The organism is Sphingobium sp. MK2 (genome assembly GCF_040170545.1).
Taxonomy (GTDB): domain Bacteria; phylum Pseudomonadota; class Alphaproteobacteria; order Sphingomonadales; family Sphingomonadaceae; genus Sphingobium.
Genome location: NZ_JAZDXA010000014.1, coordinates 85,681 through 108,235 on the forward strand (window position 1 = coordinate 85,681; position 22,555 = coordinate 108,235).

General features: G+C 61.5%; 24 protein-coding genes. 10 read left to right on the forward strand and 14 right to left on the reverse strand.

The features are described 5' to 3' along the window. Positions 1–162 precede the first annotated feature (162 nt). The 4 genes from V2I08_RS09085 to V2I08_RS09100 all read left to right on the forward strand — a co-directional run bounded on the left by V2I08_RS09085 (position 163) and on the right by V2I08_RS09100 (position 8,552). On the forward strand, positions 163–2,154 hold the full coding sequence (locus tag V2I08_RS09085; RefSeq protein ID WP_405053634.1) for an autotransporter assembly complex family protein: 1,992 nt from the start codon (positions 163–165) through the stop codon (positions 2,152–2,154). Further along, entirely contained in the window at positions 2,154–6,332 is a 4,179-nt protein-coding gene (locus V2I08_RS09090; RefSeq protein WP_349634798.1) for a translocation/assembly module TamB domain-containing protein, read from the forward strand. The genes V2I08_RS09085 and V2I08_RS09090 overlap by 1 nt, the downstream gene beginning before the upstream one ends. A gap of 3 nt (positions 6,333–6,335) precedes the next feature. Beyond that, positions 6,336–7,727: an L-serine ammonia-lyase gene (locus V2I08_RS09095; RefSeq protein WP_349634799.1), complete on the forward strand. Its 1,392-nt coding sequence runs from the start codon at positions 6,336–6,338 to the stop codon at positions 7,725–7,727. Positions 7,728–7,898: 171 nt separating this feature from the next. Continuing rightward, positions 7,899–8,552 (forward strand): outer membrane beta-barrel protein, encoded by a 654-nt coding sequence (locus V2I08_RS09100; RefSeq protein WP_349634800.1) that lies wholly within the window; start codon positions 7,899–7,901, stop codon positions 8,550–8,552. A gap of 68 nt (positions 8,553–8,620) precedes the next feature. On the opposite strand, the gene V2I08_RS09105 is transcribed toward V2I08_RS09100, so the two are convergent. Beyond that, positions 8,621–8,779 (reverse strand): hypothetical protein, encoded by a 159-nt coding sequence (locus tag V2I08_RS09105; RefSeq protein ID WP_171899195.1) that lies wholly within the window; start codon positions 8,777–8,779, stop codon positions 8,621–8,623. 184 nt (positions 8,780–8,963) lie between these two features. Between V2I08_RS09105 and V2I08_RS09110 the strand changes: the two genes are divergently transcribed. Beyond that, the gene (locus V2I08_RS09110; protein WP_349634801.1) at positions 8,964–9,380 is read left to right on the forward strand and encodes a thioesterase family protein; all 417 of its coding nucleotides are present in this window, start codon (positions 8,964–8,966) and stop codon (positions 9,378–9,380) included. Positions 9,381–9,384: 4 nt separating this feature from the next. On the opposite strand, the gene V2I08_RS09115 is transcribed toward V2I08_RS09110, so the two are convergent. Genes V2I08_RS09115 through V2I08_RS09130 form a run of 4 tightly spaced genes read right to left on the reverse strand, consistent with a single transcriptional unit; the run spans position 9,385 to position 13,547 of the window. Beyond that, entirely contained in the window at positions 9,385–10,149 is a 765-nt protein-coding gene (locus V2I08_RS09115) for a TIGR02186 family protein (protein ID WP_349634802.1), read from the reverse strand. Further along, positions 10,149–11,063 (reverse strand): sulfite exporter TauE/SafE family protein, encoded by a 915-nt coding sequence (locus V2I08_RS09120; protein WP_349634803.1) that lies wholly within the window; start codon positions 11,061–11,063, stop codon positions 10,149–10,151. Before V2I08_RS09120 ends, V2I08_RS09115 begins: the two co-directional genes overlap by 1 nt. Before the next feature lie 58 nt (positions 11,064–11,121). Beyond that, a complete protein-coding gene (locus V2I08_RS09125) occupies positions 11,122–12,162 on the reverse strand; it encodes a hypothetical protein (RefSeq protein ID WP_349634804.1) in 1,041 nt (346 codons plus the stop codon). Continuing rightward, a complete protein-coding gene (locus tag V2I08_RS09130) occupies positions 12,159–13,547 on the reverse strand; it encodes a glycosyl transferase family protein (protein ID WP_349634805.1) in 1,389 nt (462 codons plus the stop codon). Before V2I08_RS09130 ends, V2I08_RS09125 begins: the two co-directional genes overlap by 4 nt. Before the next feature lie 310 nt (positions 13,548–13,857). On the opposite strand from V2I08_RS09130, the gene V2I08_RS09135 reads away from it, so the two are divergent. Then, entirely contained in the window at positions 13,858–14,037 is a 180-nt protein-coding gene (locus tag V2I08_RS09135; protein ID WP_310223607.1) for a hypothetical protein, read from the forward strand. 3 nt (positions 14,038–14,040) lie between these two features. Here the strand turns inward: V2I08_RS09135 and V2I08_RS09140 are convergent, their stop codons facing one another. Next, entirely contained in the window at positions 14,041–14,439 is a 399-nt protein-coding gene (locus tag V2I08_RS09140; RefSeq protein WP_349634806.1) for a low affinity iron permease family protein, read from the reverse strand. Between the two features lie 68 nt (positions 14,440–14,507). On the opposite strand from V2I08_RS09140, the gene V2I08_RS09145 reads away from it, so the two are divergent. The 4 genes from V2I08_RS09145 (at position 14,508) to V2I08_RS09160 (ending at position 17,945) form a co-directional block, all read left to right on the forward strand. Next, entirely contained in the window at positions 14,508–14,828 is a 321-nt protein-coding gene (locus tag V2I08_RS09145; protein ID WP_349634813.1) for a hypothetical protein, read from the forward strand. A 145-nt stretch (positions 14,829–14,973) separates the two neighbouring features. Beyond that, positions 14,974–16,173 (forward strand): ADP-forming succinate--CoA ligase subunit beta, encoded by a 1,200-nt coding sequence (gene sucC / locus V2I08_RS09150; RefSeq protein ID WP_349634807.1) that lies wholly within the window; start codon positions 14,974–14,976, stop codon positions 16,171–16,173. Between the two features lie 96 nt (positions 16,174–16,269). Continuing rightward, positions 16,270–17,019 carry an electron transfer flavoprotein subunit beta/FixA family protein gene (locus V2I08_RS09155; protein ID WP_043154170.1) on the forward strand — a complete coding sequence of 250 codons (750 nt, stop codon included), beginning with the start codon at positions 16,270–16,272 and terminating at the stop codon, positions 17,017–17,019. Next, positions 17,016–17,945, forward strand: a complete 930-nt coding sequence (locus V2I08_RS09160; protein ID WP_349634808.1) for an FAD-binding protein — start codon at positions 17,016–17,018, stop codon at positions 17,943–17,945. The genes V2I08_RS09155 and V2I08_RS09160 overlap by 4 nt, the downstream gene beginning before the upstream one ends. 57 nt (positions 17,946–18,002) lie before the next feature. On the opposite strand, the gene V2I08_RS09165 is transcribed toward V2I08_RS09160, so the two are convergent. The 8 genes from V2I08_RS09165 to V2I08_RS09200 all read right to left on the reverse strand — a co-directional run bounded on the left by V2I08_RS09165 (position 18,003) and on the right by V2I08_RS09200 (position 22,371). After that, positions 18,003–18,359, reverse strand: a complete 357-nt coding sequence (locus tag V2I08_RS09165; RefSeq protein WP_310223617.1) for a glycine zipper 2TM domain-containing protein — start codon at positions 18,357–18,359, stop codon at positions 18,003–18,005. A 134-nt stretch (positions 18,360–18,493) separates the two neighbouring features. Beyond that, the gene (locus V2I08_RS09170; RefSeq protein ID WP_037479446.1) at positions 18,494–18,703 is read right to left on the reverse strand and encodes a hypothetical protein; all 210 of its coding nucleotides are present in this window, start codon (positions 18,701–18,703) and stop codon (positions 18,494–18,496) included. 75 nt (positions 18,704–18,778) lie between these two features. Continuing rightward, entirely contained in the window at positions 18,779–18,973 is a 195-nt protein-coding gene (locus V2I08_RS09175) for a hypothetical protein (RefSeq protein ID WP_069064935.1), read from the reverse strand. Between the two features lie 86 nt (positions 18,974–19,059). Beyond that, positions 19,060–19,275 (reverse strand): cold-shock protein, encoded by a 216-nt coding sequence (locus V2I08_RS09180; protein WP_037479442.1) that lies wholly within the window; start codon positions 19,273–19,275, stop codon positions 19,060–19,062. 191 nt (positions 19,276–19,466) lie between these two features. After that, positions 19,467–20,495: a hypothetical protein gene (locus V2I08_RS09185; protein ID WP_349634809.1), complete on the reverse strand. Its 1,029-nt coding sequence runs from the start codon at positions 20,493–20,495 to the stop codon at positions 19,467–19,469. Between the two features lie 140 nt (positions 20,496–20,635). Beyond that, positions 20,636–20,911 carry a type II toxin-antitoxin system RelE/ParE family toxin gene (locus tag V2I08_RS09190; RefSeq protein ID WP_349634810.1) on the reverse strand — a complete coding sequence of 92 codons (276 nt, stop codon included), beginning with the start codon at positions 20,909–20,911 and terminating at the stop codon, positions 20,636–20,638. Then, positions 20,911–21,141, reverse strand: a complete 231-nt coding sequence (locus V2I08_RS09195) for a stability determinant (RefSeq protein ID WP_405053631.1) — start codon at positions 21,139–21,141, stop codon at positions 20,911–20,913. The genes V2I08_RS09190 and V2I08_RS09195 overlap by 1 nt, the downstream gene beginning before the upstream one ends. Before the next feature lie 75 nt (positions 21,142–21,216). After that, positions 21,217–22,371: an AAA family ATPase gene (locus V2I08_RS09200; protein WP_349634815.1), complete on the reverse strand. Its 1,155-nt coding sequence runs from the start codon at positions 22,369–22,371 to the stop codon at positions 21,217–21,219. Positions 22,372–22,555 lie beyond the last annotated feature (184 nt).

A 22,555-nucleotide genomic window follows, 5' to 3' on the forward strand; every position in this document is an offset into this window, starting at 1 on the left:
GCGTCGCTCGCGCCAAATCGCGACGAAACCCTGATTCATTGACGTTATGCCACTGGCGCTGGGGCCAGCATTTGGTCTAGACCCGCAAACATGACCCATGGTTTGCGGACCCGATGCCGCTTTACTGGCCGCCCGCAAGCCGCCCGGCTCCTTCTTGCGCCACTGCTGCTCGCCGCCCCGTGCGTCGCGGGGGCACAGGATGCGTCGCCCCCAGTCATCCCTAATGGCACCATGTCCGACGTCGATACCCAACTCGATGCTATGCCCGATATCGGCCTTGACTGGCCGGACCTTGGCCAAGCCGATACGGTCGTGCCGCTGCCCGCCGATCCCGCCGACGTGCAAACCGCCGCGCCGGACATGCCCGCCACCATCGTTCCCCCTAATGCCGAACCGGACGAAGCGGTCGCAGCCTTTGCCGAAATCGGCGAGGAGCGTCGCTATACTGTGACGCTGAACGGCATCGACGCGATCAGCGATACGCAGTTCAAGCTGCGCTTCGATGAATTGTCGGTCCTGCGCCAGGGCGAGAATAAAGCCGCCAACCTCGCCCAGATTAATCGTCGTATCAAGGAAGATAGTGATCTTCTCGACCGGCTGCTGCGTGCAAAAGGCTATTATGCCGCGCGTATTCGGGGTGCGGTATCCGCGCCGCCTGCGGGGAGCGACCGCCTCACGGTGCGCTTCACGATCATACCGGGGACGCAATATCCGCTCGCTTCTGTGGATGTCGCGGGCCTGGCCGAAACCGGCTCACGCGAACCCGCACTGCGGGCCGCCTTCTCTCCGAAAGTTGGCGACCCGGTGGACGCGGACCAAATCCTTGAGGGCCGCGACGCACTTGCCACGGCTCTATTGGAAAGCGGCTACCCCTTCGCCAAGGTGGACGAACCCGAAGTGCGGATCGACCATGAGGAACGGCAAGGCGACCTCGACCTCATCGTCACGCCCGGCGGCTACCGCACGTTCGGCGCGATCCGCCTGAGCAACGCGGAACTATTCAGTGCGCGCCACGTCCAGAACATTGCCCGCTTCGATCCGGGCGATCCTTATATGGCCTCTGATGTGGAAGATCTGCGTCGCGCGATCGTCGCAACGGGTCTCGTTTCCTCTGTGTCGCTCATGCCTCAGGATGCGGGCGATGGCAAACATGTCGACCTGGCGATCGACCTCCGCCCCGCACCGCTGCGCACGATCGCCGGGGAACTGGGCTATGGCACGGGCGAGGGCTATCGCGCCGAAGTCAGTTGGCAGCATCGCAATTTCTTCCCGCCCGAAGGGGCCGTCACGGTGCGCGGGGTCGTCGGCACGCAGGAACAGACCGCCTCCTTCACCTATCGCCGCAATAATTTCCGCCGCCGTGACAATGTGCTGACCGGCCTGCTATCGGTCAGCAATATCAGGCGCGATGCCTATGATGCGCGCACCATCACCCTGTCCGGCGCGCTGGAGCGAACGACCAATATCCTGTTCCAAAAGGACTGGGTGTGGCGCGTCGGCGCGGAATTGATCGCGTCGGACGAAGCCGATGCCTTTTCCGGCGGCGCCCGCCGCACCTTCCTCATCGGCGCGGTGCCGCTCAGCCTCACCTATGACGGCAGCGACGACCTGCTCGACCCGGCCAAGGGGTTCCGTCTCGGCGGCCGGATCAGCCCCGAACTCTCCTTTCAGAACGAAACGTTCGGCTATGCCAAGGTGCAGCTCGACGGCAGCCTCTATCAGCCGATGGGCGAAAAGCTGGTGGTCGCCGCGCGTGCCCGCTTCGGCAGCATCCTTGGCTCGACCGTCGAGCAGATCGCGCCATCGCGCCGTTTCTACGCAGGCGGCGGTGCCTCGGTGCGCGGCTATGGCTATCAGGCGATCGGCCCGCGCTTTGGCGAGGATGACAACCCCGTCGGCGGCAAGAGCCTCGCCGAATTTTCGCTGGAGGCGCGGGTGCGCTTCGGCAATTTCGGCGTCGTGCCCTTCATCGACGCAGGTAATATTTCTACGAGCTTCCTGCCGCGCTTCCGCGACCTGCGCATCGGCACCGGCCTTGGCCTGCGCTATTACAGCAATTTCGGCCCGATCCGCGTCGATGTCGGTACGCCCATCAATCCGCAATCGGGTGATCCCAAGATCGCCGTCTATGTCTCGCTCGGTCAGGCCTTCTGATGACGGACGAAGCCCCCACCACTGCCGCGCCAGTCCGCCACCGCGCCTGGGACGGGCGCTGGCAACGTTGGGTCGCGGGCCTGCTCGCGGCGCTGCTGCTGATCGTGGCGGGATCGCTCGCCTGGCTCGATACGGGGTCGGGGCATCGCTTCCTCGTGTCGCGCATCGCGACCATCAAGTCCCAGTCAGGCCTGCAGATAAGCGTCGGTCGGATTGACGGCAGCATCTATCGCAAGGCGGTCCTGCATGACCTGGTGCTGTCCGACCCCAAGGGCCGCTTTTTCGATGCGGCCAGGGTCGAACTGGAATGGTGGCCCTTTGCCTGGCTCTCCAACCGGCTGGATATCGACCGGCTGGTGATCCCGCGCGCGACCTTGCACAAATTGCCCAAGCTCAATCCGACCCAGCGGCAGGGACCGATCCTGCCCGGCTTCGACATTCGCCTGATGCAATTTTCGGTCGGGCAACTGGCGATCGCGCCCGGCATCACGGGCCGCGCCCAGATCGCGACCATCGCGGGCGACGCCGATATTCGCGGCGGCCGCGCGATCATCGATCTGGCCGCGCGCACGCTCGATGGCCGCGACGCGCTCAACATCGCGCTCGACAGCCGCCCCGACGATGATCGCTTCCGCCTCGACGTCACCGTCAACGCGCCCAAGGGCGGCGTGCTGGCGACGATGGCGGGGCTCAAACAGGATGGCAATCTGCGCATCGGTGGCAAGGGCAGCTGGACCCAGTGGGACGGCCGCCTGTCCGCCACGCTCGATGCCGCGCCCGCCGCCGACTTCGTTCTTGCCGCGCGCAGCGGCGCCTATTCGGCGCGTGGCACGGTCGAGGGGTCGGCCATCGCCGGGGGCAGCCTGATCCAGCGTCTGTCCTCGCCCCGCCTGACCGTGCGTGCCAACGGCACCTTGGTCGACCGGGTGATCGACGGCACCGCCTCGCTGCGGTCGGCCGCGATCGACCTCAGCGCTGACGGCGCGATCGACCTGCGCAACAATGCGCTCGATAATATGCGGCTCGACCTCACACTCGCCCGCCCCGAAGCCTTGCTCAAGACGATGCGCGGGCGCGATGTCGTCGCCAAGATCCGCCTCGATGGCCCGCTGTCGCAGCTTGGCTATGAATATCTCCTCACCGCGCGCGAACTGACGTTCGACAAGGCCCGCATCAGCGACGTTCGCGCCGAGGGCAGGGGCCGCACGGCCGGCTCCGGCCCGACCTTGATCCCGCTGCGCCTGCGCGCGCGCCGCCTGGACGGGCAGGGCGATCTGGTCGAAGGCATCGTGCGCAATTTCGCGCTCGACGGCGTGCTGCAACTCAACGGGCAACAGATCGTCAGCAATCCCATGGACCTGCGCTCCGACAAGCTGCGCGGCAAGCTGACCGTCCTCGCTGATCTCAAGACCGGCCGTTATGATATGGGCCTGGATGGCCAGATCGTCGGCCTCGCGATCCGCGGCTTCGGGGTGGTCGACGTCACCTCCAAATTGCGCGCCATGCCGCGCGCCGACGGTGGCTTTGGCCTCAGTGGCAGCGCGGCGGCGCGGGTGCGGCGGCTCGACAATGATTTCCTGCGCACATTGGGCGGCGGCCTCCCCACGGCGCGCAGCGACCTGACGCTCCGCCCGGATGGCACGCTGGCGCTTACCAACATGCGCCTCGCCGCGCCGCTGCTGACGCTGGCGGGCAATGGCATACGCTTTCGCGACGGCACGCTGCATCTGGAGGGGAGCGGACAGCACGACCAATATGGCCCGCTCACCCTGACGCTCGACGGCAATATCGAACGGCCGACGATCGACCTGATGCTCGCCCGGCCGATGGATGCGCTCGGCCTCCGCGATGTCCACGCCCATCTCATCCCCGACGCCAATGGCTATAGCTACACGGCGGAGGGCGGATCGACGCTCGGTCCCTTCACCGGGCGCGGCGTCATCCTGCTGCCTCAGGGCGGGCAGGCGGTGGTCCGCGTCGCCAATCTCGCCGTGTCGGGCGTTACCGCCAGCGGCGACATCCGCCCGGTCACCGGCGGCCTCGATGGCCAATTGGCGGTCAGCGGTCCAGTCACCGGCTATGTCGGCTTCAAGCCCGTTGGCGACATCCAGCAGGTCCAGCTCAAACTGACCGCCAATGATGCGAGTTTCGAAGGGCCGACGATCATCACCGTGCGGCGCGGCACGCTCGACGCGACGATCCTGCTCGATCCGTCGGGTACCACGCTCAAGGCGACGGCGCAGGCGCGCGGGCTGCGCGTCGGTGGCGCGCTGGTCGGCCGTTTCGCCGCCAATGCCGATCTGGTCGATGGGCGTGGCACGATCCGCGGCAGCCTGTCGGGCCAGCGCGGCCGCCTGTTCGAGTTACAGGGGGAGGCGCAGGTCGATGCCGACCGCATCCGCGTCACCGCTGGCGGCACCATCGACAAGCGCCCGATCCGGCTGACACGCGCGGCATTGCTGACCCGCACCGACGATGGCTGGTGCCTGTCGCCCGCGACGATCAGCTATGCGGGCGGATCGTTGCAGCTTTCAGGCGAACTGGGCGCAAACGCCAACCATATCGAAGCGCGCATGGACAAGCTGCCGCTCGGCCTGCTCGACATCGCCTATGACAATCTGGGTCTGGGCGGCATCGCCACCGGCTCGCTCAGCTATGCGCAGCCGCGCGGCGGCCTGCCCACGGGCACGGCGGAACTGCGCCTGCGCGGCCTGTCGCGCTCCGGCCTGTCGCTCAGCTCACGCCCGGTCGATGTCGGCGTCAATGCCGCTCTGGGCGCGGATCGCCTCGCCACCCGTATGGTGTTCGTCGCCGATGGCAAGACGATCGGCCGGGGCCAGGCGCTGCTCACCCCGCTGGGCCGGACCGGCAATCTGGTCGAACGGCTGAACGCCGCACCCCTGTTCGCGCAGCTACGCTATAGCGGCGCGGCCGATACGCTGTGGCGGCTGACCGGGGTGGAGATTGTCGACATGGGCGGCCCGGTCAATGTCTCCGCCGACATGCGCGGCACGCTCGGCGATCCCCGCATCACCGGCACGTTCGCCACCGACAACAGCACGATCAACAGCCCGGTCACCGGCATGCGGCTGGCCAAGGTCAAGGCGCGCGGCCGCTTCTCCGGCGCGCAGCTCGTCATTTCCAGCTTCGCCGCCGCCTCGCAAAATGGCGGATCGGTCACCGGCACCGGCCGCTTCACCTTCAACGGCATAGCGGGCGTCGGCATGGACCTGGCGATGCAGGCGGATAATGCCGCACTGCTGGAACGCGACGATATCGCCGCGACCGTCACCGGCCCCATCACCCTGCGATCCGATGGCACGGGTGGGACGATCGGCGGCGATGTCATCCTCAACAAGAGCCGCTTCACGCTGGGCCGCGCCGCCGCCGTCGCCGCCATCCCCGAATTGCGCGTCGTTGAAATCAACCGGCGCGGCGAGGAAATCGAAACGGTCCGCACCACCGTTCCCTGGGCGCTGGCGATCAAGGCGCGCGCGCGCAACCGCCTGACCGTCACGGGCCTTGGCCTCGACAGCGAATGGCGCGCGGACCTCGACTTGGGCGGCACCGTCACCAACCCGGCCATCGCCGGGCGCGCCGAGCTGGTGCGCGGCAATTATGAATTTGCCGGCCGCCGCTTCGAACTGCGCGAAGGCCGCATCCAGTTCGATGGCAAGACGCCGACCAACCCGACGCTGGACATTGACGCCGTTGCCGATGTCAGCGACCTGACCGCCACCATCCATGTCGGCGGCACCGGCCTCAAACCCGACATCACCTTCAACAGCGTCCCCGCTTTGCCGCAGGACGAACTGCTTTCGCGCATCCTGTTTGGCACATCGATCACCAACCTGTCCGCGCCCGAAGCGCTGCAACTCGCCTCGGCGGTCGGCTCGCTGCAGGGCGGTGGTGGGCTTGATCCGATCAACGCGGTGCGCAAGGCGGCGGGGCTGGACCGCTTGCGGATCATTGCCGCCGATCCGACCCAAGGGCAGGGGACGTCGATCGCCGCGGGCAAATATCTCACCCGCAAAACCTATGTCGAACTCATCACCGACGGGCAGGGCTATTCCGCCACCCGCATCGAATATCAGGTCACCCGCTGGCTCTCGCTGCTCGGCGCCATCTCGACGCTCGGTCGCCAGAGCGCCAACGTCCGCGTGTCGCGGGATTATTAAGCCATGACCAAGTCCCGCATCGACGCTGCCGCTGCGATCAGCGTCATGGACCTGTTCACCATCGGCATCGGCCCGTCCAGTTCGCATACGGTCGGCCCAATGCGCGCCGCACGCCTGTTCATGGACCAACTCCCCGCGCAGCCGGTACGGGTGTCGTGCGATCTCTACGGCTCGCTCGCGCTGACCGGGCGCGGCCATGCCACCGACACCGCCATCCTGCTCGGCCTGTCGGGCTATAGCCCCGAAGCGCTCGACCCGGACGCCATCCCTGCCATCCTCGCCGCGATCCGCACTGATGGCCGCATCCGCGCGGGCAGCGCCCATGCCCAATGGATCGCGTTCGAAGAAGCACGCGACCTCCTCTTCCACATGGGCGAATTTCTCGAAGCGCATAGCAATGGCATGCGCTTCACCGCCTGGCTCGACGGGCACAGCGAACCGCTGGTGCGCGACTATTATTCGATCGGCGGCGGCGCGGTGCTGCCCGGCGAGCGCGTCGCCGAGGACGCACCGCTCGGCCATAATGTCGTCCAGCCCTATCCCTTCTCATCGGGCGCGGAGATGTTGGCGCAGGGCGAGGCGACCGGCCTTTCCATCGCCACCCTCGTCCTGCGCAACGAAGGCGCGTGGCGCACCCAGGCGGAAACCGACGCCTTCCTCGACAGCGTCATCGACGCGATGAGCGCTTCGATCGACCGGGGACTGCAACAGGAGGGGCTACTCCCCGGCGGCCTCAAGGTCCGCCGCCGCGCCCGCGCCATCCATCAGCGGCTGCGCCTGCAACAGGACGCGCTTGGCCCCGCGCAGATTTTCGAGTGGGTCAGCCTGTTCGCGCTGGCGGTGAATGAGGAAAATGCCGCCGGTGGTCGCGTCGTCACCGCGCCGACCAATGGCGCGGCGGGCGTCATCCCCGCCGTGCTGCATTATTATCGGCGCTTCGTCCCCGGCGCGGATCGCGATGGCGAGCGTCGCTTCCTGCTCACCGCTGCCGCCATCGGCTTCCTCTACAAGAAGCGCGCCTCCATCTCCGCCGCCGAAATGGGGTGCCAGGGCGAAGTCGGCGTCGCCTGCTCCATGGCCGCCGCTGGCCTCGCCGCCGTGCTGGGCGGCACCAACGGCCAGGTCGAAAATGCCGCCGAGATCGGCATGGAACATAATCTCGGCCTCACCTGCGATCCGATCGGCGGCCTTGTCCAGATTCCCTGCATCGAACGCAACACCATGGGCGCGGTCAAGGCGATCAACGCCGCCTATCTCGCGCTGCAAGGCGACGGCCATCATATCGTCAGCCTCGACGCCGTCATCGAAACGATGCGCCAGACCGGCGAGGATATGGCCAGCCGCTACAAGGAAACATCGCTTGGCGGCTTGGCCGTCAACGTCGTGGAGTGTTGATACGGTTCCCTTCCGTTCGTCGCTTTGCACCGTCAAATCTGCGATGAAACGACAGCAATTGTGTCATATCTGCAACATAAGTCCTTGTTTATCTTAGGTTCATGAAACCTACGGCTCCGCCCGGCTTTCAGCGTCTCTCCCCTGCAGGGGGATGACAATGGAGTTTAGAATATGCGTAAGTTGATGGTCGCAACCCTTCTCGGCAGCGCCGCAGTCGCCGCCCCCGCCATGGCACAGGATGTCGGCCCGACCTTTACCGGTCCCCGCGTCGAAGCGATCCTGGGCTATGATCATGTCGGTGCCGGCAGCGATGTCGACAATAATAATGGCCGCGATGACCAGTCGATCGACGGCCTGCTTTACGGCATCGGTGCCGGGTATGACGTCAATCTGGGCAGCGCCGTCGTCGGCGTGGAAGGCGAATGGACCGGCTCCACCGCCAAGTCCGATCGCTTCGACCCGACCGACCAGTTCGGTTTCGGCCGCGTCAGCCAGGGCCGTGACCTCTATGTCGGCGCGCGCGCCGGTATCCTCGCCAACCCCTCGACGCTCGTCTACGTTAAGGGCGGCTACACCAACAGCAAGCTCAACGTGCTGGCCGGCAACACCAACGAAACCACCGACACCGCGTTCAAGCTGGACGGCTGGCGCATCGGTGGCGGCGTGGAACGCGCGATCAACACCAACACCTTCGCCAAGGTGGAATATCGCTATTCCAAATATAGCGACGCCAATATCGAGTTCGCCAATGGCGCGACCACCGAAGATTTCGGCATCGACACCGACCGTCATCAGGTCGTCGCCAGCGTCGGCTGGCGCTTCTAAAGTTCGCTAGACGGGGGAGGGGCCGGTTCACAAGACCGGCCCCTTTCACCGTTCTACGACACTACCGCTCAGCCCTTCTGCACCGTGTCCAGAAACCGCTTGTAGATGGTGATGACCTGATCCTCGATCGGCTTTGTCGGATCGGGCTTCTTCACCCCGGACCGGATCGCCCACGCCTGGGTCAATTGCGCGGCCACCTGGGCCGCCGTGTCGCTCGTGATCGCCATGATGATTCTCTCCATCATTTCGGTCCCGTCAGGATGAAGAATAGCCCGCCCAAGTCAACGCCATTTGCTGCAATGCAGCATAAGCCGGTGAAGCAGGGGGACAATTTCTTAGGGCCGCGCAGCAGCACCGCCCCAAGGTGCATCCCCCTAGCGCGACGGGCGCAAGGATGATATTGACATTGATGTGAGTAACGCGATTCCCCATCAATATCCGATAGGCATCGATGCCGCCGACATCGACTTCATGGGTCATGTCAACAATGCCAGCTACCTCAAATGGGTGCAGGAGGCGGTGCTGGACCATTGGCGCGCGCTGGCCCCGTCGGAGGCTGTCGCCGGGCATCTATGGGTCGCGCTCAAACATGAAATCACCTATCGGAAACCCACCTTCCTCGACGACGACGTGATCGCCACCGTGTTGCTGGAAAAGGTGCAGGGCGCGCGCGCCTTCTACGAAACCATCATCCGTCGCGGCGAAGAAGTGCTGGCCGAAGTCAAATCCAGTTGGTGCTGTGTCGATGCCTCTACTTTGCGCCCAGCGCGCCTTGCTCGTGAGGTGATTGACCATTTTTTTGCGCCGGAAGAAAAATCTGCGCAATAAGTCTCTATAGGCGGCGCGCGATCGCGCCAGCGGCCCAACCCATCCCGACCGCCAGAGCGATGGCGACCAAGCCATAAAGGAACGACCAATTCTCCGCCGCGCTGGCCATGAACTGTTCGAACCCTGATTTACGAACCGTGATATCGCGCACTGCCGCAGCGACCACGCGGCCATCCTGCACGAGAAAGGTTTCGGCGGTATAATTGCCCACGATCACGCGCGCGGATAGCGGCAAGCGAGCACGATATAATACGCCGTCGCTGATCTCGACCGCGCCTGGACGTTCGACGAACAGGCCAGCGCGGTCGCGTAAGTCGACCAGCCCCGTCTGAAAGCGGTCCAGTTCGGCGCTATCGTTGAGCGATGAGGGCGAGAGTTGCAACTTGTCGACGCCCAGTTCGTAGATCGCCGCCGTGCGTTCATCGACGATCTTGTCGATCGGGCGGGAGGAGGCCATGGCGTAGAAAGTGGGGGCGGATTCGAAGCGGGCGCTGTCGGCATTTACCCACATGCCAGCGATCTGCTGCTTTTCACGCATCAGGATCGATTGGTCCGGTCCTTTGAGGACCACCACGATGTCTGCGGGCTTTTCCGGCCTTACGCCGCCGGGATAGACAATCGCACCGAACAGCAGCAGGTTCGCGCCGGTGAAGCTATATTGGATGATGACTTCGCGCTGGGATACGTCGGGCACCAATTGTGGCTCGTCTGCGGCACCCAACATCATTGCGGCGGGGAGCAGCAAAGCGAGGATATGACGGGTCCGCATTAGCGCACCTCGATCGTGAAAATCTCGTCCGGCCGCCACACCAGCCCTAGCGTCATGCGGGCCGCCACCAGCAGTACGATCGCGGCGAGCAGGACGCGGAGATACTCCGGCCGCATCGTCATCGACAGCCGCGTACCGACCTGTGCGCCCGTCACGCTGCCGATCAGGAGCAGCATGGCCAGCACCAAATCGACCGCCTTGGTCGTCATGGCGTGCATCATCGTCGTGGCCATGGTCACGAACAATATCTGGAACAGCGATGTGCCGACTACCGACTGGGTGGTCATACCGAGCAGATAGAGCATGGCAGGGACCAAGATGAAGCCGCCGCCGACGCCTAGCAACATCGTTAAAATGCCGGTCGCCATGCCAAGCAGCAGCGGTGCGAGCGGCGATATATACAGGCCCGATCCATAGAAGCGCCAGCGCATTGGCAGCGCGGCCACCAGCGGATGGTGTCGCCGCTTGCGTGCAGGCGCGCGCTTGCCGGTCTTTAACGCGATTAGCGCCTGGATCGACTCCTTGGCCATCAACAGGCCAATGCCACCCAGCATCAATACGTAGAGGAGGCCGATCACCGTATCGATCTGTCCCAGATATTGGAGCAAACGAAAGATGAGTACGCCCAAACCCGCGCCGACTACGCCGCCTGCAATCAAGACGCCGCCCATGCGGAAATCCACGGTGCCGCGCGCAATATGCGTGACTACCCCTGAAACCGATGCACCAGTTACCTGTGAAGCAGCAGAAGCAGCGGCGACCGTGGGCGGGATGCCATAGAAAATCAGCAACGGGGTCGTCAGAAAGCCGCCACCTACGCCGAACATGCCGGATAACAAGCCGACAATTCCGCCCAGGCCGATGATGACCAGTGCGTTGACCGACAAATTGGCGATGGGCAGGTAAAGATCCATGGCCTTTGAGGGGTAGAACTAAAGGACGGAGATATAAAGCCGTTGTGGTGTTCCGCCGTCAAAAATCCGCGCCGAGCGTGAGGGCGAGGCCGGATGCGGGGGCGGCGCGTCCTCCAATCCGTTCTCGCCATTCGATCGAAAGTCGCGCGTTCATTGGCCTCAACGGCAGCCGGATCTGCACTTCAGGCCCAATATCGAGCCGATCCGCGCTTGGCTGCGCACCGCCTGATAAGGCCCCACCTAGCCGCAATGCCGTGTTCGGAACAGGCGCAAGCAATGATAATTTTCCGTCGATAAAAGCGTCACGCTGGTGAAAGCCAACAATGCCCGCTTGCGCATAGGCTTCGGCTTGCAACCCTAATGCGACGGGTGTCGGACCAAAGCCGCCGACGGCCATTACTGCCATGGCGTTGCGCCCACCCGTATCAATTGCGATCCGCCGCTCGATAGCGAAATTGACAGGCAGGGCGCGCAGCGGCTGAATAGCTAGGCCCACGGCGACTTCCGGGGCGGCCGGGCTATCAAGCGCGCTACTCATGCGGGCATAGGCTGTCGCACGGTGGGCGGCGACAGGGTTCAGAACATAATCCAGTCGAGCGCCGATCTGCGAGCCGCCCAAGCGTCCGGTTCTCGCGATATCGGCCCGCCGCATACCGCCGTCTCGCCAAAGCATCCAGCTACTGCCACGCCAATGATCCGATGATGGCGGGGATTCGACCGGCTGCCCAAGAGATTGAGGAGGGGGATAAGGAGAGACAATGTCGAGCGACTGATTAGCAGTGGTGGGCGGTCGTTTAATCGGCATCGCGTCGACGGCTGATTGACCTGTCTTGTCTATGGGCGGAAGGTTTATGGCTGTAAAAGGATCAGTTTTGCGAAAGCGGCTTATCGTCTCACGGTGAGATTCTTGAGTTGCCTTGGCCAACGCAATGGGGATGGTCTGGCGCGGCGCAATGGCTGCGGTTGCGGTGAGGCCGTCAATTAGCGGCAACGGGCTGAGGGGGGATGGACCGGGCTGTGCGGCAATACGTAGAGTAATCCAAGCGATCATCAACAGCGCCATAAAGCGCAAAGGTTGACCGCTTTTGTTGCTGGTCACGGATCAGCGCTCAAATCAGGGAAGTGATGCTGGGTCTTGTCCCAGGTCAGCGGCGTACCCAGCAATGATCGTGCATAGAGCGAGATGGCACGCTGGGTCGCCATGATGGCGATAAAGTTGGCAAGAAAAGTGCGCGGGATGGCACCCAGACCATAGCGCCAGCCATAGGCATGGCTGACAAACACAACACGCATGAGGATGCGCCATACCATCAGGAAGAAATTGACCCGAAGCAATGCATCAACCACTGGCGAGGGCGCGCGATGATAGTCTGGTTGGAACTGGGCGGCGATCCACAATATCGGCCAGAGCAGGCAGGCAGCATAGGCTGCGCACAGCACCAGGGCAGCGATCGCTGCCCGCCGATCCCGCACACGCATCCATAGTTCCGCGGTGCCGCCGCGCCAGCCCATGCGGTCCCATCCCGCCAGCGAAATGCCGACGATCCAGCGCGCCTTCTGCTTGACCGCTGCTTCGATCGTGTCGGGGAAATATTCGCGGGTTGCGATCAGATTGCCGTTCGCATCGCGAATGCGCACAAATACGCCATGACCGCCGCCATCGCGTATGCGCAAACCCGCTTCATAATCTTCCGTCAGTGACGAGGGGTCGAACGGCCCATGCGCAGGATTGTCGGCCAAAGCAGCCAGCGCATCGCGTTCGAAGGCGCAGGCGACCCCGGCCGATGGGACTGACGCGCCCAGCGCTTCGCGCACGGTCAGATATTTCCCATGGCTTTCCGCAAATTCATCGCAATAATGGTTGGCAATGGCACGAGAGAACCAGGAACCCTCGCCGGGCAAGGGCAGGACGGGCAACTGGACCAATTGAAATCGGTCGATCATGAAGTTGAACAGGCGAATTTCATCGGCGTGGACGACATCTTCGGCATCATGAAGAACGACGGCTTTGTAGCGGCGTCCAATCTGCGCTTCATCTGCCAACATCGCACGCCACAGTACGTTGAGACAGTCTGCCTTCGTGCTGGGGCCAGGCAATGGATTGATGCCCACCATCACGCGCGGGTCGCCTTCGGCAACCATGGCAATGGCATTGATCGTATCGGGATCATTGGGATAGGTGCCGACGAATATCCGATAGTCCGCCTCACCCCAACATCTCAGGGCATGAGTCAGCATCGGACCGATCACGTCGGCCTCTTTCCAGGCAGGGATAAAGATAGCGATCCTGCCGGGCTTTGATGACGCGGGCAGTGTTGCTGTCGTCATCCGGGGATAACGGGCGTAGATGACGAGATCGCGCCACATCCGGCGCGACAGGAACAAGAGGTCGATGAGAAAGTCGTCAATCCCGCCTATGGCGAGGCCGACGACGGCAAATAGCAGGATTTCATGATGCAGGGTCGCAAGGAAAGCGACCGCCATGTCCCCCAAGTTTCCGCCCTTCCCCTGCCAGCGGGAAGCAGGATGACATTGACACAATGGGATGCCAACCCTTTTTACTGTGCGTATCCGGTATGTTATCCCTTACCATCATGGCTGGCTCGCAATCGCGCATGTTTGGTTCATGGATGAATGGGCCAAGTCGCCTGTCAATTGCGTCGAATGGCGTGTCGATACTCTACCGCTTACTTCGCGATGATCGCCGGTCGTGATATAAGCTGAGTCGCTGCTTGTGCCTATTCCTTGCCAGCGCAGCCAATCGACCAGTCTCATGCAAAGAGAGGAGGGCGACATGACTAGGGAGACGGATATCAATTATTTGCTGCACCGGCAGCAAATGTCCCTGATCCGGGCGCAAAGCTGCCCGTCGCATCAGGCGCGTATCGCTTATGAAAATCTGGCGCGCGGCTATATCGACCGGGTGGATGCCTATCGACGGCATAATGAAAGCATGACCGGCCGGGCACATTGAGGCTTATCGTCGTTTGAGCAGCCGCTCGATAACCAGATGATAGTCTTCATCGTCCCGGCACTCCTGTTCCAGGACCGCCTTGATACGATGAAGTTCGGTTTCGGTCAGATGTTCGATGCCGATGAAGTCATTACGTGCATTGTCCACGGCACGGATCAGTTCGTCCAGCTTAGCCTGTATGGCTGATCCGTCGCGATTTTGCGCATTCTGGATCAGAAACACCATCAAGAATGTAATGATCGTCGTGCCGGTGTTGATGACCAGTTGCCACGTATCGGAATAGCCGAACAGGGGGCCAGTCGTCAGCCATATGAGGATCGTGGCGCTGGCCAGAATGAAGGCCAGCGGCTGGCCGGTCCATCCGGCGACGCGATGGGAAAGCCGGGTGAATAACCTGTCCATGTGCCTATGCTCCCCTATGGCGTGCAATGACCGTTGCGCCGATCACCGCCTGTTGCCATCAGGGGCGGATGACCGCCATCTTCTTTCGTCCTATCACCGTCGCCCTGTGTCTTCTGCTACCCGCCTGCGCCAGCCTTTCGCCCGAATCACGGCTGCGTGCCGGATTGGTCGAAGCCGGTTTGGCACCCAAGCTGGCGGGATGCATGGCCGAAGAGATGGCAGAGAGGCTCAGCTTAACGCAGTTGCGCCGACTGCAATCGCTGGCATCGGTCCGCAAGTCGCACATCGGGACGCTTGGCGTTGACCAATGGCTGCATAAAGTGCGCGCGCTCGGCGATGCGGAGATATTTTTGGTGACCAGCAAAGCGGCTGTGCGCTGCTCTTTGTAGCACCGATTTCGCAATAATTCGGCCGAGAGCTTCGCAAAGGTTTTGCAATTTTGCAAAGTCGTTTTGCGAAATCACTCTGGCCATCAAAACAGGCCTGTGCTTTATCCGTCGCATCACGGTTCGACGGAAAAGGACGGCACGCCCCATGAATATTCATGAATATCAAGCCAAGGAATTGCTCGCGAAATATGGCGCGCCGATCGCGGCTGGCTATCCCGCTTTCTCCGTCGAAGAAGCCGTCGAAGCCGCCAAGAAGCTGCCCGGACCACTCTATGTCGTGAAGTCGCAGATCCACGCCGGTGGCCGTGGCAAGGGAAAGTTCAAGGAACTTAGCGCGGAAGCAAAGGGTGGCGTGCGCCTTGCTTTCAACCTGGATGAGGTGAAAGCTCACGCTACCGATATGCTGGGCAACACGCTGGTGACGATCCAAACCGGCGACGCTGGCAAGCAGGTTAACCGTCTCTACATCACCGATGGCGCGGACATCGACAAGGAATTCTACCTCGCCCTGTTGGTCGATCGGGGCAGCAGCGAAGTCGCGTTCGTCGTGTCGACCGAAGGCGGCATGGACATTGAGGAAGTCGCCCATTCGACGCCGGAAAAGATCCATAGCTTCTCGGTCGATCCCGCTACCGGCTTCATGCCGCATCATGGCCGTTCGATCGCTGCTGCGCTGGGCCTGACCGGCGATCTCGCCAAGCAGGCGTCCAAGGTCGCCTCGTCGCTCTATGCCGCGTTCCTGGACACCGACGCCGAGCAGATCGAAGTCAATCCGCTGGCGCTGACCAAGCAGGGCAATCTTCTGGTGCTCGACGCAAAGGTCGGTTTTGACGGTAACGCCATGTTCCGTCACAAGGATATCGCGGAACTGCGCGACCTGACCGAGGAAGATGCGGCCGAAGTCGAAGCTTCCAAATATGACCTCGCTTACATCAAGCTGGACGGCAATATCGGCTGCATGGTCAACGGCGCGGGCTTGGCCATGGCGACGATGGACATCATCAAGCTGAACGGCGAATTCCCCGCCAACTTCCTGGACGTAGGCGGCGGCGCAACGACCGAGAAGGTGACGGCGGCGTTCAAGATCATCCTGCAGGACCCGGCGGTCAAGGGCATCCTGGTCAACATCTTCGGCGGCATCATGAAGTGCGACATCATCGCCGATGGTATCGTTGCAGCGGCCAAGGAAGTGAACCTCTCGGTTCCGCTGGTGGTTCGCCTGGAAGGCACCAACGTCCAGCAGGGCAAGGATATTCTCGCGGCTTCGGGCCTGGCGATCGTCCCCGCGGACGACCTGGGCGATGCGGCACGCAAGATCGTGGCGGAAGTGAGGAAGGCAGCCTGAGGCCGCTTTCAACCTGAACTGACACCATTTGGGTGCGGGTAGTCCGGTAACGGGCTGCCCGCGCCCGTGTTGGCGTTTATAATGGAGGATGTTGAAATGAAGATCCTTGTGCCCGTGAAGCGGGTCATTGATTATAATGTGAAGCCGCGCGTGAAGGCGGACGGTACGGGTGTCGATCTGGCGAACGTCAAGATGAGCATGAACCCGTTTGACGAGATCGCGGTCGAGGAAGCCATCCGCCTGAAGGAAAAGGGCGTGGCGACCGAAGTCGTCACTGTGTCCATCGGCGTTGCCAAGGCCCAGGAAACCTTGCGCACGTCACTCGCCATGGGCGCGGACCGCGCGATCCTGATCCAGACCGATGAAGAGGTCGAGCCGCTGGCGGTGGCGAAGCTGCTCGCCAAGGTGCAGGAAGAGGAAGGCGCTGGCCTGATCATTCTGGGCAAGCAGGCGATTGACGACGACAGCAACCAGACCGGCCAGATGCTGGCGGCGCTGCTGAACCTGCCCCAAGGCACGTTCGCGTCGAAGGTCGAGGTCGAAGGCGACAGCGTGTCGGTGACGCGCGAAGTCGATGGCGGGCTGGAGACGGTGAAGCTGTCGACGCCTGCGATCATCACCACCGACCTGCGCCTCAACGAGCCGCGCTACGCCTCGCTGCCCAACATCATGAAGGCCAAGTCCAAACCGCTCGCGCAGAAAACGCCCGCCGATTATGGCGTGGACATCGGCGCACGGCTGGAGACGCTCAAGGTCGTCGAACCGCCCAAGCGCACCGCTGGCGTCAAGGTCGCCGATGTCGATGAACTGGTTGCCAAGCTCAAGGCCATGGGAGTTGCCGCATGAAGACGCTTGTATGGGTTGAACATGAGGGCGGTGCGGTCAAGGACGCGACGCTCTCCGCTATCACCGCCGCTGCGAAGCTCGGCGAAGTGCATCTGCTGATTGCTGGCGAAGGCGTCGATGGCGTTGCCGCTGCCGCGGCGCAGATTGCGGGCGTGGGCAAGGTGCATGTCGCTGACAATGCAGCTTATGGTCATGCGCTTGCCGAGAATATCGCGCCGCTGGTTGTCGAACTGATGGGGCATCATGACGCCTTCATCGCGCCCGCCACCAGCAACGGCAAGAATATCGCGCCGCGCGTCGCGGCTCTGCTCGACGTCATGCAGATCAGCGATATCCTGTCGGTCGAGAGCGAAGACACATTCACGCGGCCCATCTATGCGGGCAATGCGATTGCCACGGTCAAGAGCAAGGATGCCAAGAAGGTCATCACCGTTCGCGGTACGGCGTTCGAGAAGGCGGCTCGCGAAGGTGGTTCGGGCACGGTGGAAGCTGTGGCTTCGACCGGAGACAAGGGGCTGTCCTCCTTTGTAGGTGCCGAGATCGCCAAGTTGGAGCGGCCCGAACTGACCAGCGCCAAGATCATCGTGTCGGGTGGCCGGGCGCTCAAGGACGGGCCGACGTTCGAGGAGGTCATCTATCCGCTGGCCGACAAGCTAGGCGCTGCGGTCGGTGCGAGCCGGGCGGCGGTCGATGCGGGCTATGTGCCTAACGACTATCAGGTCGGACAGACCGGCAAGATCGTCGCGCCGGAAGTCTATGTCGCCGTGGGCATTTCCGGGGCGATCCAGCATTTGGCTGGGATGAAGGACAGCAAGACCATCATCGCCATCAACAAGGATGAGGATGCGCCGATCTTCCAGGTGGCGGACATCGGCCTGGTGGGTGATCTGTTCAAGATTGTGCCGGAGCTTACCAGCAAGCTGTAATCCAGCGTCACGCAGTAGGAAAGGGCGCGGGGTGAAAATCCCGCGCCCTTTTTTGCGTCATTCGCAGTTGACGTCATTCCTGTCGATGGCTCGACCGGCCAGAGCGCCGGCGCCGCCGCCGAGGATGGTGCCAAGCGTCTTGGAGCCGCCGGGGGCGATGACGTTGCCGAGGACGCCGCCAGCCAGGGCACCGACGATGGTGCCGGTGGTGCCGTCGTCGCGCTTGCAATAATAGCGGCCGTCGCGGTCGCGGTAGATCTGGTCATTGTCGCGCAGCACGCGGCGTTGACCGCGGGGCGGGCCGCGACGGTCGCTGGGACGGTCGTAGCCGTAGCCGCCGCCACGATTGTCAGTGGCGCAGGCTGCCAAGGGCAGCATGCTGAGGATCGCGGCAGCGAGAATGGGTTTGCGCATGGGGTGGCTCCTTCTTTGGGATGGCCGGGCAGTCGAAGATGCCGTCCGTCCGAGCCGCTAGAGGGAGCGGCGGCTCAGGACGGACGGCGACCGGCGGCGAACGGGGGGTGAGCGGCCGCCGGTATCCGAAGAAATCAGTTGAAGTTGGTCGCCGATGCCACCGAAGGGCTGGTCATGGCAGGCGTCGTCGGGCGCAGCGTCGTGTCGCTCTTGTCGGCCAGTTCCGCCTTGGCTTCGCCATAGCGGGCGACGATGTCGTCCTTGAACTGGGTCAGCTTGCCGTCGTCATACAGCTTCTTGCCGACATAACCGGCGATGGCGCCGAAAATCAGGGTGCGGATCATGATATACTCCTTGGGGATGGGGTTCGCCAGTCATAACCGGCGGCGGCCCCAGGAGTTCCGCAGCGATGTGGATTGTCAGGCGGCGTCGAGCGCTTCCGGCGCGGTCTTGTCGCGGCGGGCGCGGCCCGCGTCGGTCAGATCCTGGCGGCCGGCCATGGCGAGCCATGCGGCTTCAGCACGCAGGCAGCGGTCGCGGACATTATTGAGGGTGGCGGCGTCGGCGTCGGTGCGCGCCTTGGCAGCGAGCGTGCGGTAATCAGGAGCGGCCATGCTGTATATCCTCTTGAAAAAGGGAAAATGGAAAGGGCGCGGGGCTTTTTTGCAAAGCGCCGCGCCCGTTCCGAAGGCCGTCTATATTACTCGGCGTGCGAGATATTCACCGCAGCCATCTTGCCGCGCTTGTCCTGCTCCAGGTCATAGGACACGCGGTCCTTTTCACGCAGGGTAGCCAGGCCAGCACGCTCGACGGCGCTGATGTGAACGAAGGCGTCCGCGCCGCCATTGTCGGGGGCGATGAAGCCATAGCCCTTGTCGGCGTTGAAGAACTTGACGACGCCAGTGATGCTGCTCATAAAATATTCCTTCTTTCTGGGCGGCGCACCCCGTGTGGATACGCCGGGTTGCTAAGGGGCAGGGAAAGAAGGAAGTAAGGTGCCGCAAAGCGCCAAAAACCGTCGATTTGCGACTGTAGCCTCCCCTATGTAGGGCAAGGCGCAGCAAATAGCAAATGCCATGCGCGCGGCCGACCCGATGCCGCGCCCGTTCAGCCCGATGCGGCGGCGCGGGCGGTGCCGAAATAGGCGTCGCGGGCGCGGGCGGCGGCTTCCTCATAGGGGCGGCGATCGGCGGCGATGCGGGCGGTGACGGCGTCCTCTTCTTCCGGCGTCAGGTCACGCTCATAGGCGTCGATCTCATAGACGCTGTCGCTTTCCTCGCCGTCGAAGCCGGCTGGAGGGGGATAATCGGTGCGCCATTGTTCGAGAAATTCGTCCCACCAGATGCCGCGCAAGTGGGTGACGGCCTCTTCGGGCGGCAGGGTGGTGAGGTCCAGCTCCGGTTCGCGGGGCGGATCGGGCGGAAGTTCACAGCGTTCCTGGAAGGCGGAGAAGGGCGGATAAGCGGCCTTGGCGGTGCCGGTCATCAGCGTCATGCGCGCGGCGACGAAGAGCGCGGCGGAGGCACCGGGCGACAGGGCGGTGGCGGCGGTTTCGACCGCTTCGGGCGTGGCGGGGCTGGTGCCATCGAGCATGCGGGCATCGTCCATGTCGCGCGCCATCGTTTCGGCGCCGGGGCGGGGCAGGCCGAGCTGGTCAGCCTCCGCCTGCGCTTCGTCGGCCGGGCAGAGCATGTCGAGATAGGCGGCAAAATCCTGCGCGACGACGCGGGCGAGCGCGGCGTCGCTGCCCGGTGTCGGGCAGTCGGCCATGCGATCGAGCCGGGCGAGCATCGACATGGCGAGGCGATTGTCGTGGCGGTGGCGGGTGACTTCGAAATTCTCCTCATCCTTGCGGATGGTTTCGGTCTGGCCGACGATGGCGCGGGCCATCAGATCATCGGCGAGCCGCGCGCGGGCAATGAGGATCGCCGCGTCCCAACCCAGGCGAAAGGCCGCGCCGTCCTGACGAATGCGCAGATTATAGGCCGAGCGTGCCGTGATGCGGACGGCTTCGCAGGCGAGGCGGATGACGCCGGTGGCCGCGAGGGTTTCGAGAAAGCGCCGCTGCCGCGCGGGGCTCCAGCCATCGGCGCGGGTTTCGGGCGACGGGGTGAGGGTGGGGAAGTGGTACGACATGAGTGCGCGCGCCTCCGGCTATGGGGTTTGCGGCAAGGGTAGGCAGAAAGGGGGGATGTAGGAAAGAACAAAATGGGAACAAAATGGTGTTTGTTCTGTGGTCGGAACTGGACCCCGGCCTGCGTCGGGGAACGGGAAGTTTAGGGATATTGCTGGCGGGTGTGATGGACGGCCAGCACCTCTATGGCGTTCGTTCTGACGCGATAGACGAGAACATAGTTGGGATGGACGACCGCTTCCCGCGTGCCAGGGACGCGACCGGGCCGGTACATATAGGGATGATCGGGCAAGCGATCGGCCGTCTGGCGTATGATAGCGCCAATTCGCTCGGCGGCGGTTGGATTGTGCGCTTCAATATAGTCGATGATATTTTCGAGTTTTCGCAGCGCGCCGGGCTGCCAGATGACCGGCAGCATTAAGCGATCTTACGGCTGTCGCTGCTTTTGCGCCGATCGATGATTGCCTGCATCCGGGCCATCGCTTCATCATGAGGGATACCGGGTTCGTTTGACGCCATCGCGGCTTCTACCTCCGCACGGAACCATGCGTCATAGGCCGCCGCTTCCTCGGTCGTGGCGAATTCGGACTCGATGGGGTTGAGTTTGGTCATACGTAAACGATAACTGACATCGAGTTCATACTCCATACCGCACAAATCCACCATGAAATAAAATTCAGGGGACGAATAATTTATATAACATGATAAATTTATCGTCAATATTCAGCTAAATGCTTTTGAAATAACATTAAATAACTTTTTAAATTCCACTAAATCTTTATCATAAAATACATTTTTTTCAAACTCATCAAAAAAATGCTTTTTTATTTGTGACCGAGCAGCATTTCTTGCTTTTACATCCTGCGAAGAAATAGCCGTGACCAATTCATGCTTATCAGAATATACTTTCTGTTTAATTGAATTCGGAATAAGTCCTTCTATGCAGTCGTTACCCGCAGAATTCAGCCCTATGGCACAATAATCAGAACCATCTGACAGACCAAGTCGTTTAAGAGCACTTTCTACGTCAGTCCGCGCATCTAGATCAAACGTGATAAAAACCTTACCAAACTTATTAATCATGAACTGTAATATGGATGTATTCTTTAGAGAATCTTTTCCCCCGTAAGGAACTATATCTACATTATCAGGAATAGAATATATCGACTTATACTTTTTTCGAAAAAGCTCAAAGTAATTTTTGTCTATTTCTCCCTCCACTAATATAACTTTACTTGAATGCGCAGCAAACACGGGCTCCCAACTTTTAAATTCGCTTGGAACTATTCCTAAATTTTCAGCAAACGGAAGCATCCAATCGCCGCCAGAAGTATCTTTTAAAGTCGTTTCACGAGGCAAATTTCGAAAAATTTTTCTTTCTAAGAGATAATTTGCTGAAGGATCATTTTGATTAAGCATATAAGGGCTATGCGTGGTAGCAATTATCTGAATTTCTAATTCTTCAGCTAAGCCGTTTAAAACCTGACCAAATTCAGCTTGAGCAGAGGGATGCAAAAAGCTTTCTGGTTCTTCCACTAAAAAAACAGGTGTTGATCTATCTTCAACAGTTACCGACGACCTCATCCGTACTGCTTCTAATACGGATATAAGTATTCTCGTTCTATTTTGCGTTCCAGATCCCCAATCATTCAACGGAACATCAACGCTTTTATCCGTGAGTTTGATTTCTAACGGAAATTTTGAAGATCGTCCGCTCTCAATAGAACTCAACTCAACCTGATATTTTTCGTTCAATTTCCCCAGAAGTTTATCAAGCTCATCTTTATGCTGCTTAGCAGCCTTCTTTACACGGGTTTGGAGACCTTTTTCCGCTTCCGATATCTTCTTTCTATCTTCCGCAGAAAAGAATGTTTCCATCACTTCTGTATGCCCGCCTGCCAGATAGTATATACTGCGTGCTGGATTAGTGGAGTTATGAACGACTAAATTAGAAGCAGATCTAAATTTTTTGAGGATTTCACTAGCCCGGCTTATTCATCAGGGGGTGCCTGAAGGGTTGGCAGGAGTAGCGTAAGGTTCTGTTCTGAAGTAGGAAATTGGT

What these genes read in the sequence shown, in the direction of transcription:
- V2I08_RS09090 (WP_349634798.1), top strand. Translation starts at nt 2,154, where the DNA reads ATGACGGACGAAGCCCCCACCACTGCCGCGCCAGTCCGCCACCGCGCC.
- V2I08_RS09095 (WP_349634799.1), top strand. Translation starts at nt 6,336, where the DNA reads ATGACCAAGTCCCGCATCGACGCTGCCGCTGCGATCAGCGTCATGGAC.
- V2I08_RS09100 (WP_349634800.1), top strand. Translation starts at nt 7,899, where the DNA reads ATGCGTAAGTTGATGGTCGCAACCCTTCTCGGCAGCGCCGCAGTCGCC.
- V2I08_RS09105 (WP_171899195.1), bottom strand. Translation starts at nt 8,779, where the DNA reads ATGGCGATCACGAGCGACACGGCGGCCCAGGTGGCCGCGCAATTGACC.
- V2I08_RS09115 (WP_349634802.1), bottom strand. Translation starts at nt 10,149, where the DNA reads ATGCGGACCCGTCATATCCTCGCTTTGCTGCTCCCCGCCGCAATGATG.
- V2I08_RS09120 (WP_349634803.1), bottom strand. Translation starts at nt 11,063, where the DNA reads ATGGATCTTTACCTGCCCATCGCCAATTTGTCGGTCAACGCACTGGTC.
- V2I08_RS09130 (WP_349634805.1), bottom strand. Translation starts at nt 13,547, where the DNA reads ATGGCGGTCGCTTTCCTTGCGACCCTGCATCATGAAATCCTGCTATTT.
- V2I08_RS09135 (WP_310223607.1), top strand. Translation starts at nt 13,858, where the DNA reads ATGACTAGGGAGACGGATATCAATTATTTGCTGCACCGGCAGCAAATG.
- V2I08_RS09140 (WP_349634806.1), bottom strand. Translation starts at nt 14,439, where the DNA reads ATGGACAGGTTATTCACCCGGCTTTCCCATCGCGTCGCCGGATGGACC.
- V2I08_RS09145 (WP_349634813.1), top strand. Translation starts at nt 14,508, where the DNA reads ATGACCGCCATCTTCTTTCGTCCTATCACCGTCGCCCTGTGTCTTCTG.
- sucC (WP_349634807.1), top strand. Translation starts at nt 14,974, where the DNA reads ATGAATATTCATGAATATCAAGCCAAGGAATTGCTCGCGAAATATGGC.
- V2I08_RS09155 (WP_043154170.1), top strand. Translation starts at nt 16,270, where the DNA reads ATGAAGATCCTTGTGCCCGTGAAGCGGGTCATTGATTATAATGTGAAG.
- V2I08_RS09160 (WP_349634808.1), top strand. Translation starts at nt 17,016, where the DNA reads ATGAAGACGCTTGTATGGGTTGAACATGAGGGCGGTGCGGTCAAGGAC.
- V2I08_RS09165 (WP_310223617.1), bottom strand. Translation starts at nt 18,359, where the DNA reads ATGCGCAAACCCATTCTCGCTGCCGCGATCCTCAGCATGCTGCCCTTG.
- V2I08_RS09170 (WP_037479446.1), bottom strand. Translation starts at nt 18,703, where the DNA reads ATGATCCGCACCCTGATTTTCGGCGCCATCGCCGGTTATGTCGGCAAG.
- V2I08_RS09175 (WP_069064935.1), bottom strand. Translation starts at nt 18,973, where the DNA reads ATGGCCGCTCCTGATTACCGCACGCTCGCTGCCAAGGCGCGCACCGAC.
- V2I08_RS09180 (WP_037479442.1), bottom strand. Translation starts at nt 19,275, where the DNA reads ATGAGCAGCATCACTGGCGTCGTCAAGTTCTTCAACGCCGACAAGGGC.
- V2I08_RS09185 (WP_349634809.1), bottom strand. Translation starts at nt 20,495, where the DNA reads ATGTCGTACCACTTCCCCACCCTCACCCCGTCGCCCGAAACCCGCGCC.
- V2I08_RS09190 (WP_349634810.1), bottom strand. Translation starts at nt 20,911, where the DNA reads ATGCTGCCGGTCATCTGGCAGCCCGGCGCGCTGCGAAAACTCGAAAAT.
- V2I08_RS09195 (WP_405053631.1), bottom strand. Translation starts at nt 21,141, where the DNA reads ATGGAGTATGAACTCGATGTCAGTTATCGTTTACGTATGACCAAACTC.
- V2I08_RS09200 (WP_349634815.1), bottom strand. Translation starts at nt 22,371, where the DNA reads ATGGAAACATTCTTTTCTGCGGAAGATAGAAAGAAGATATCGGAAGCG.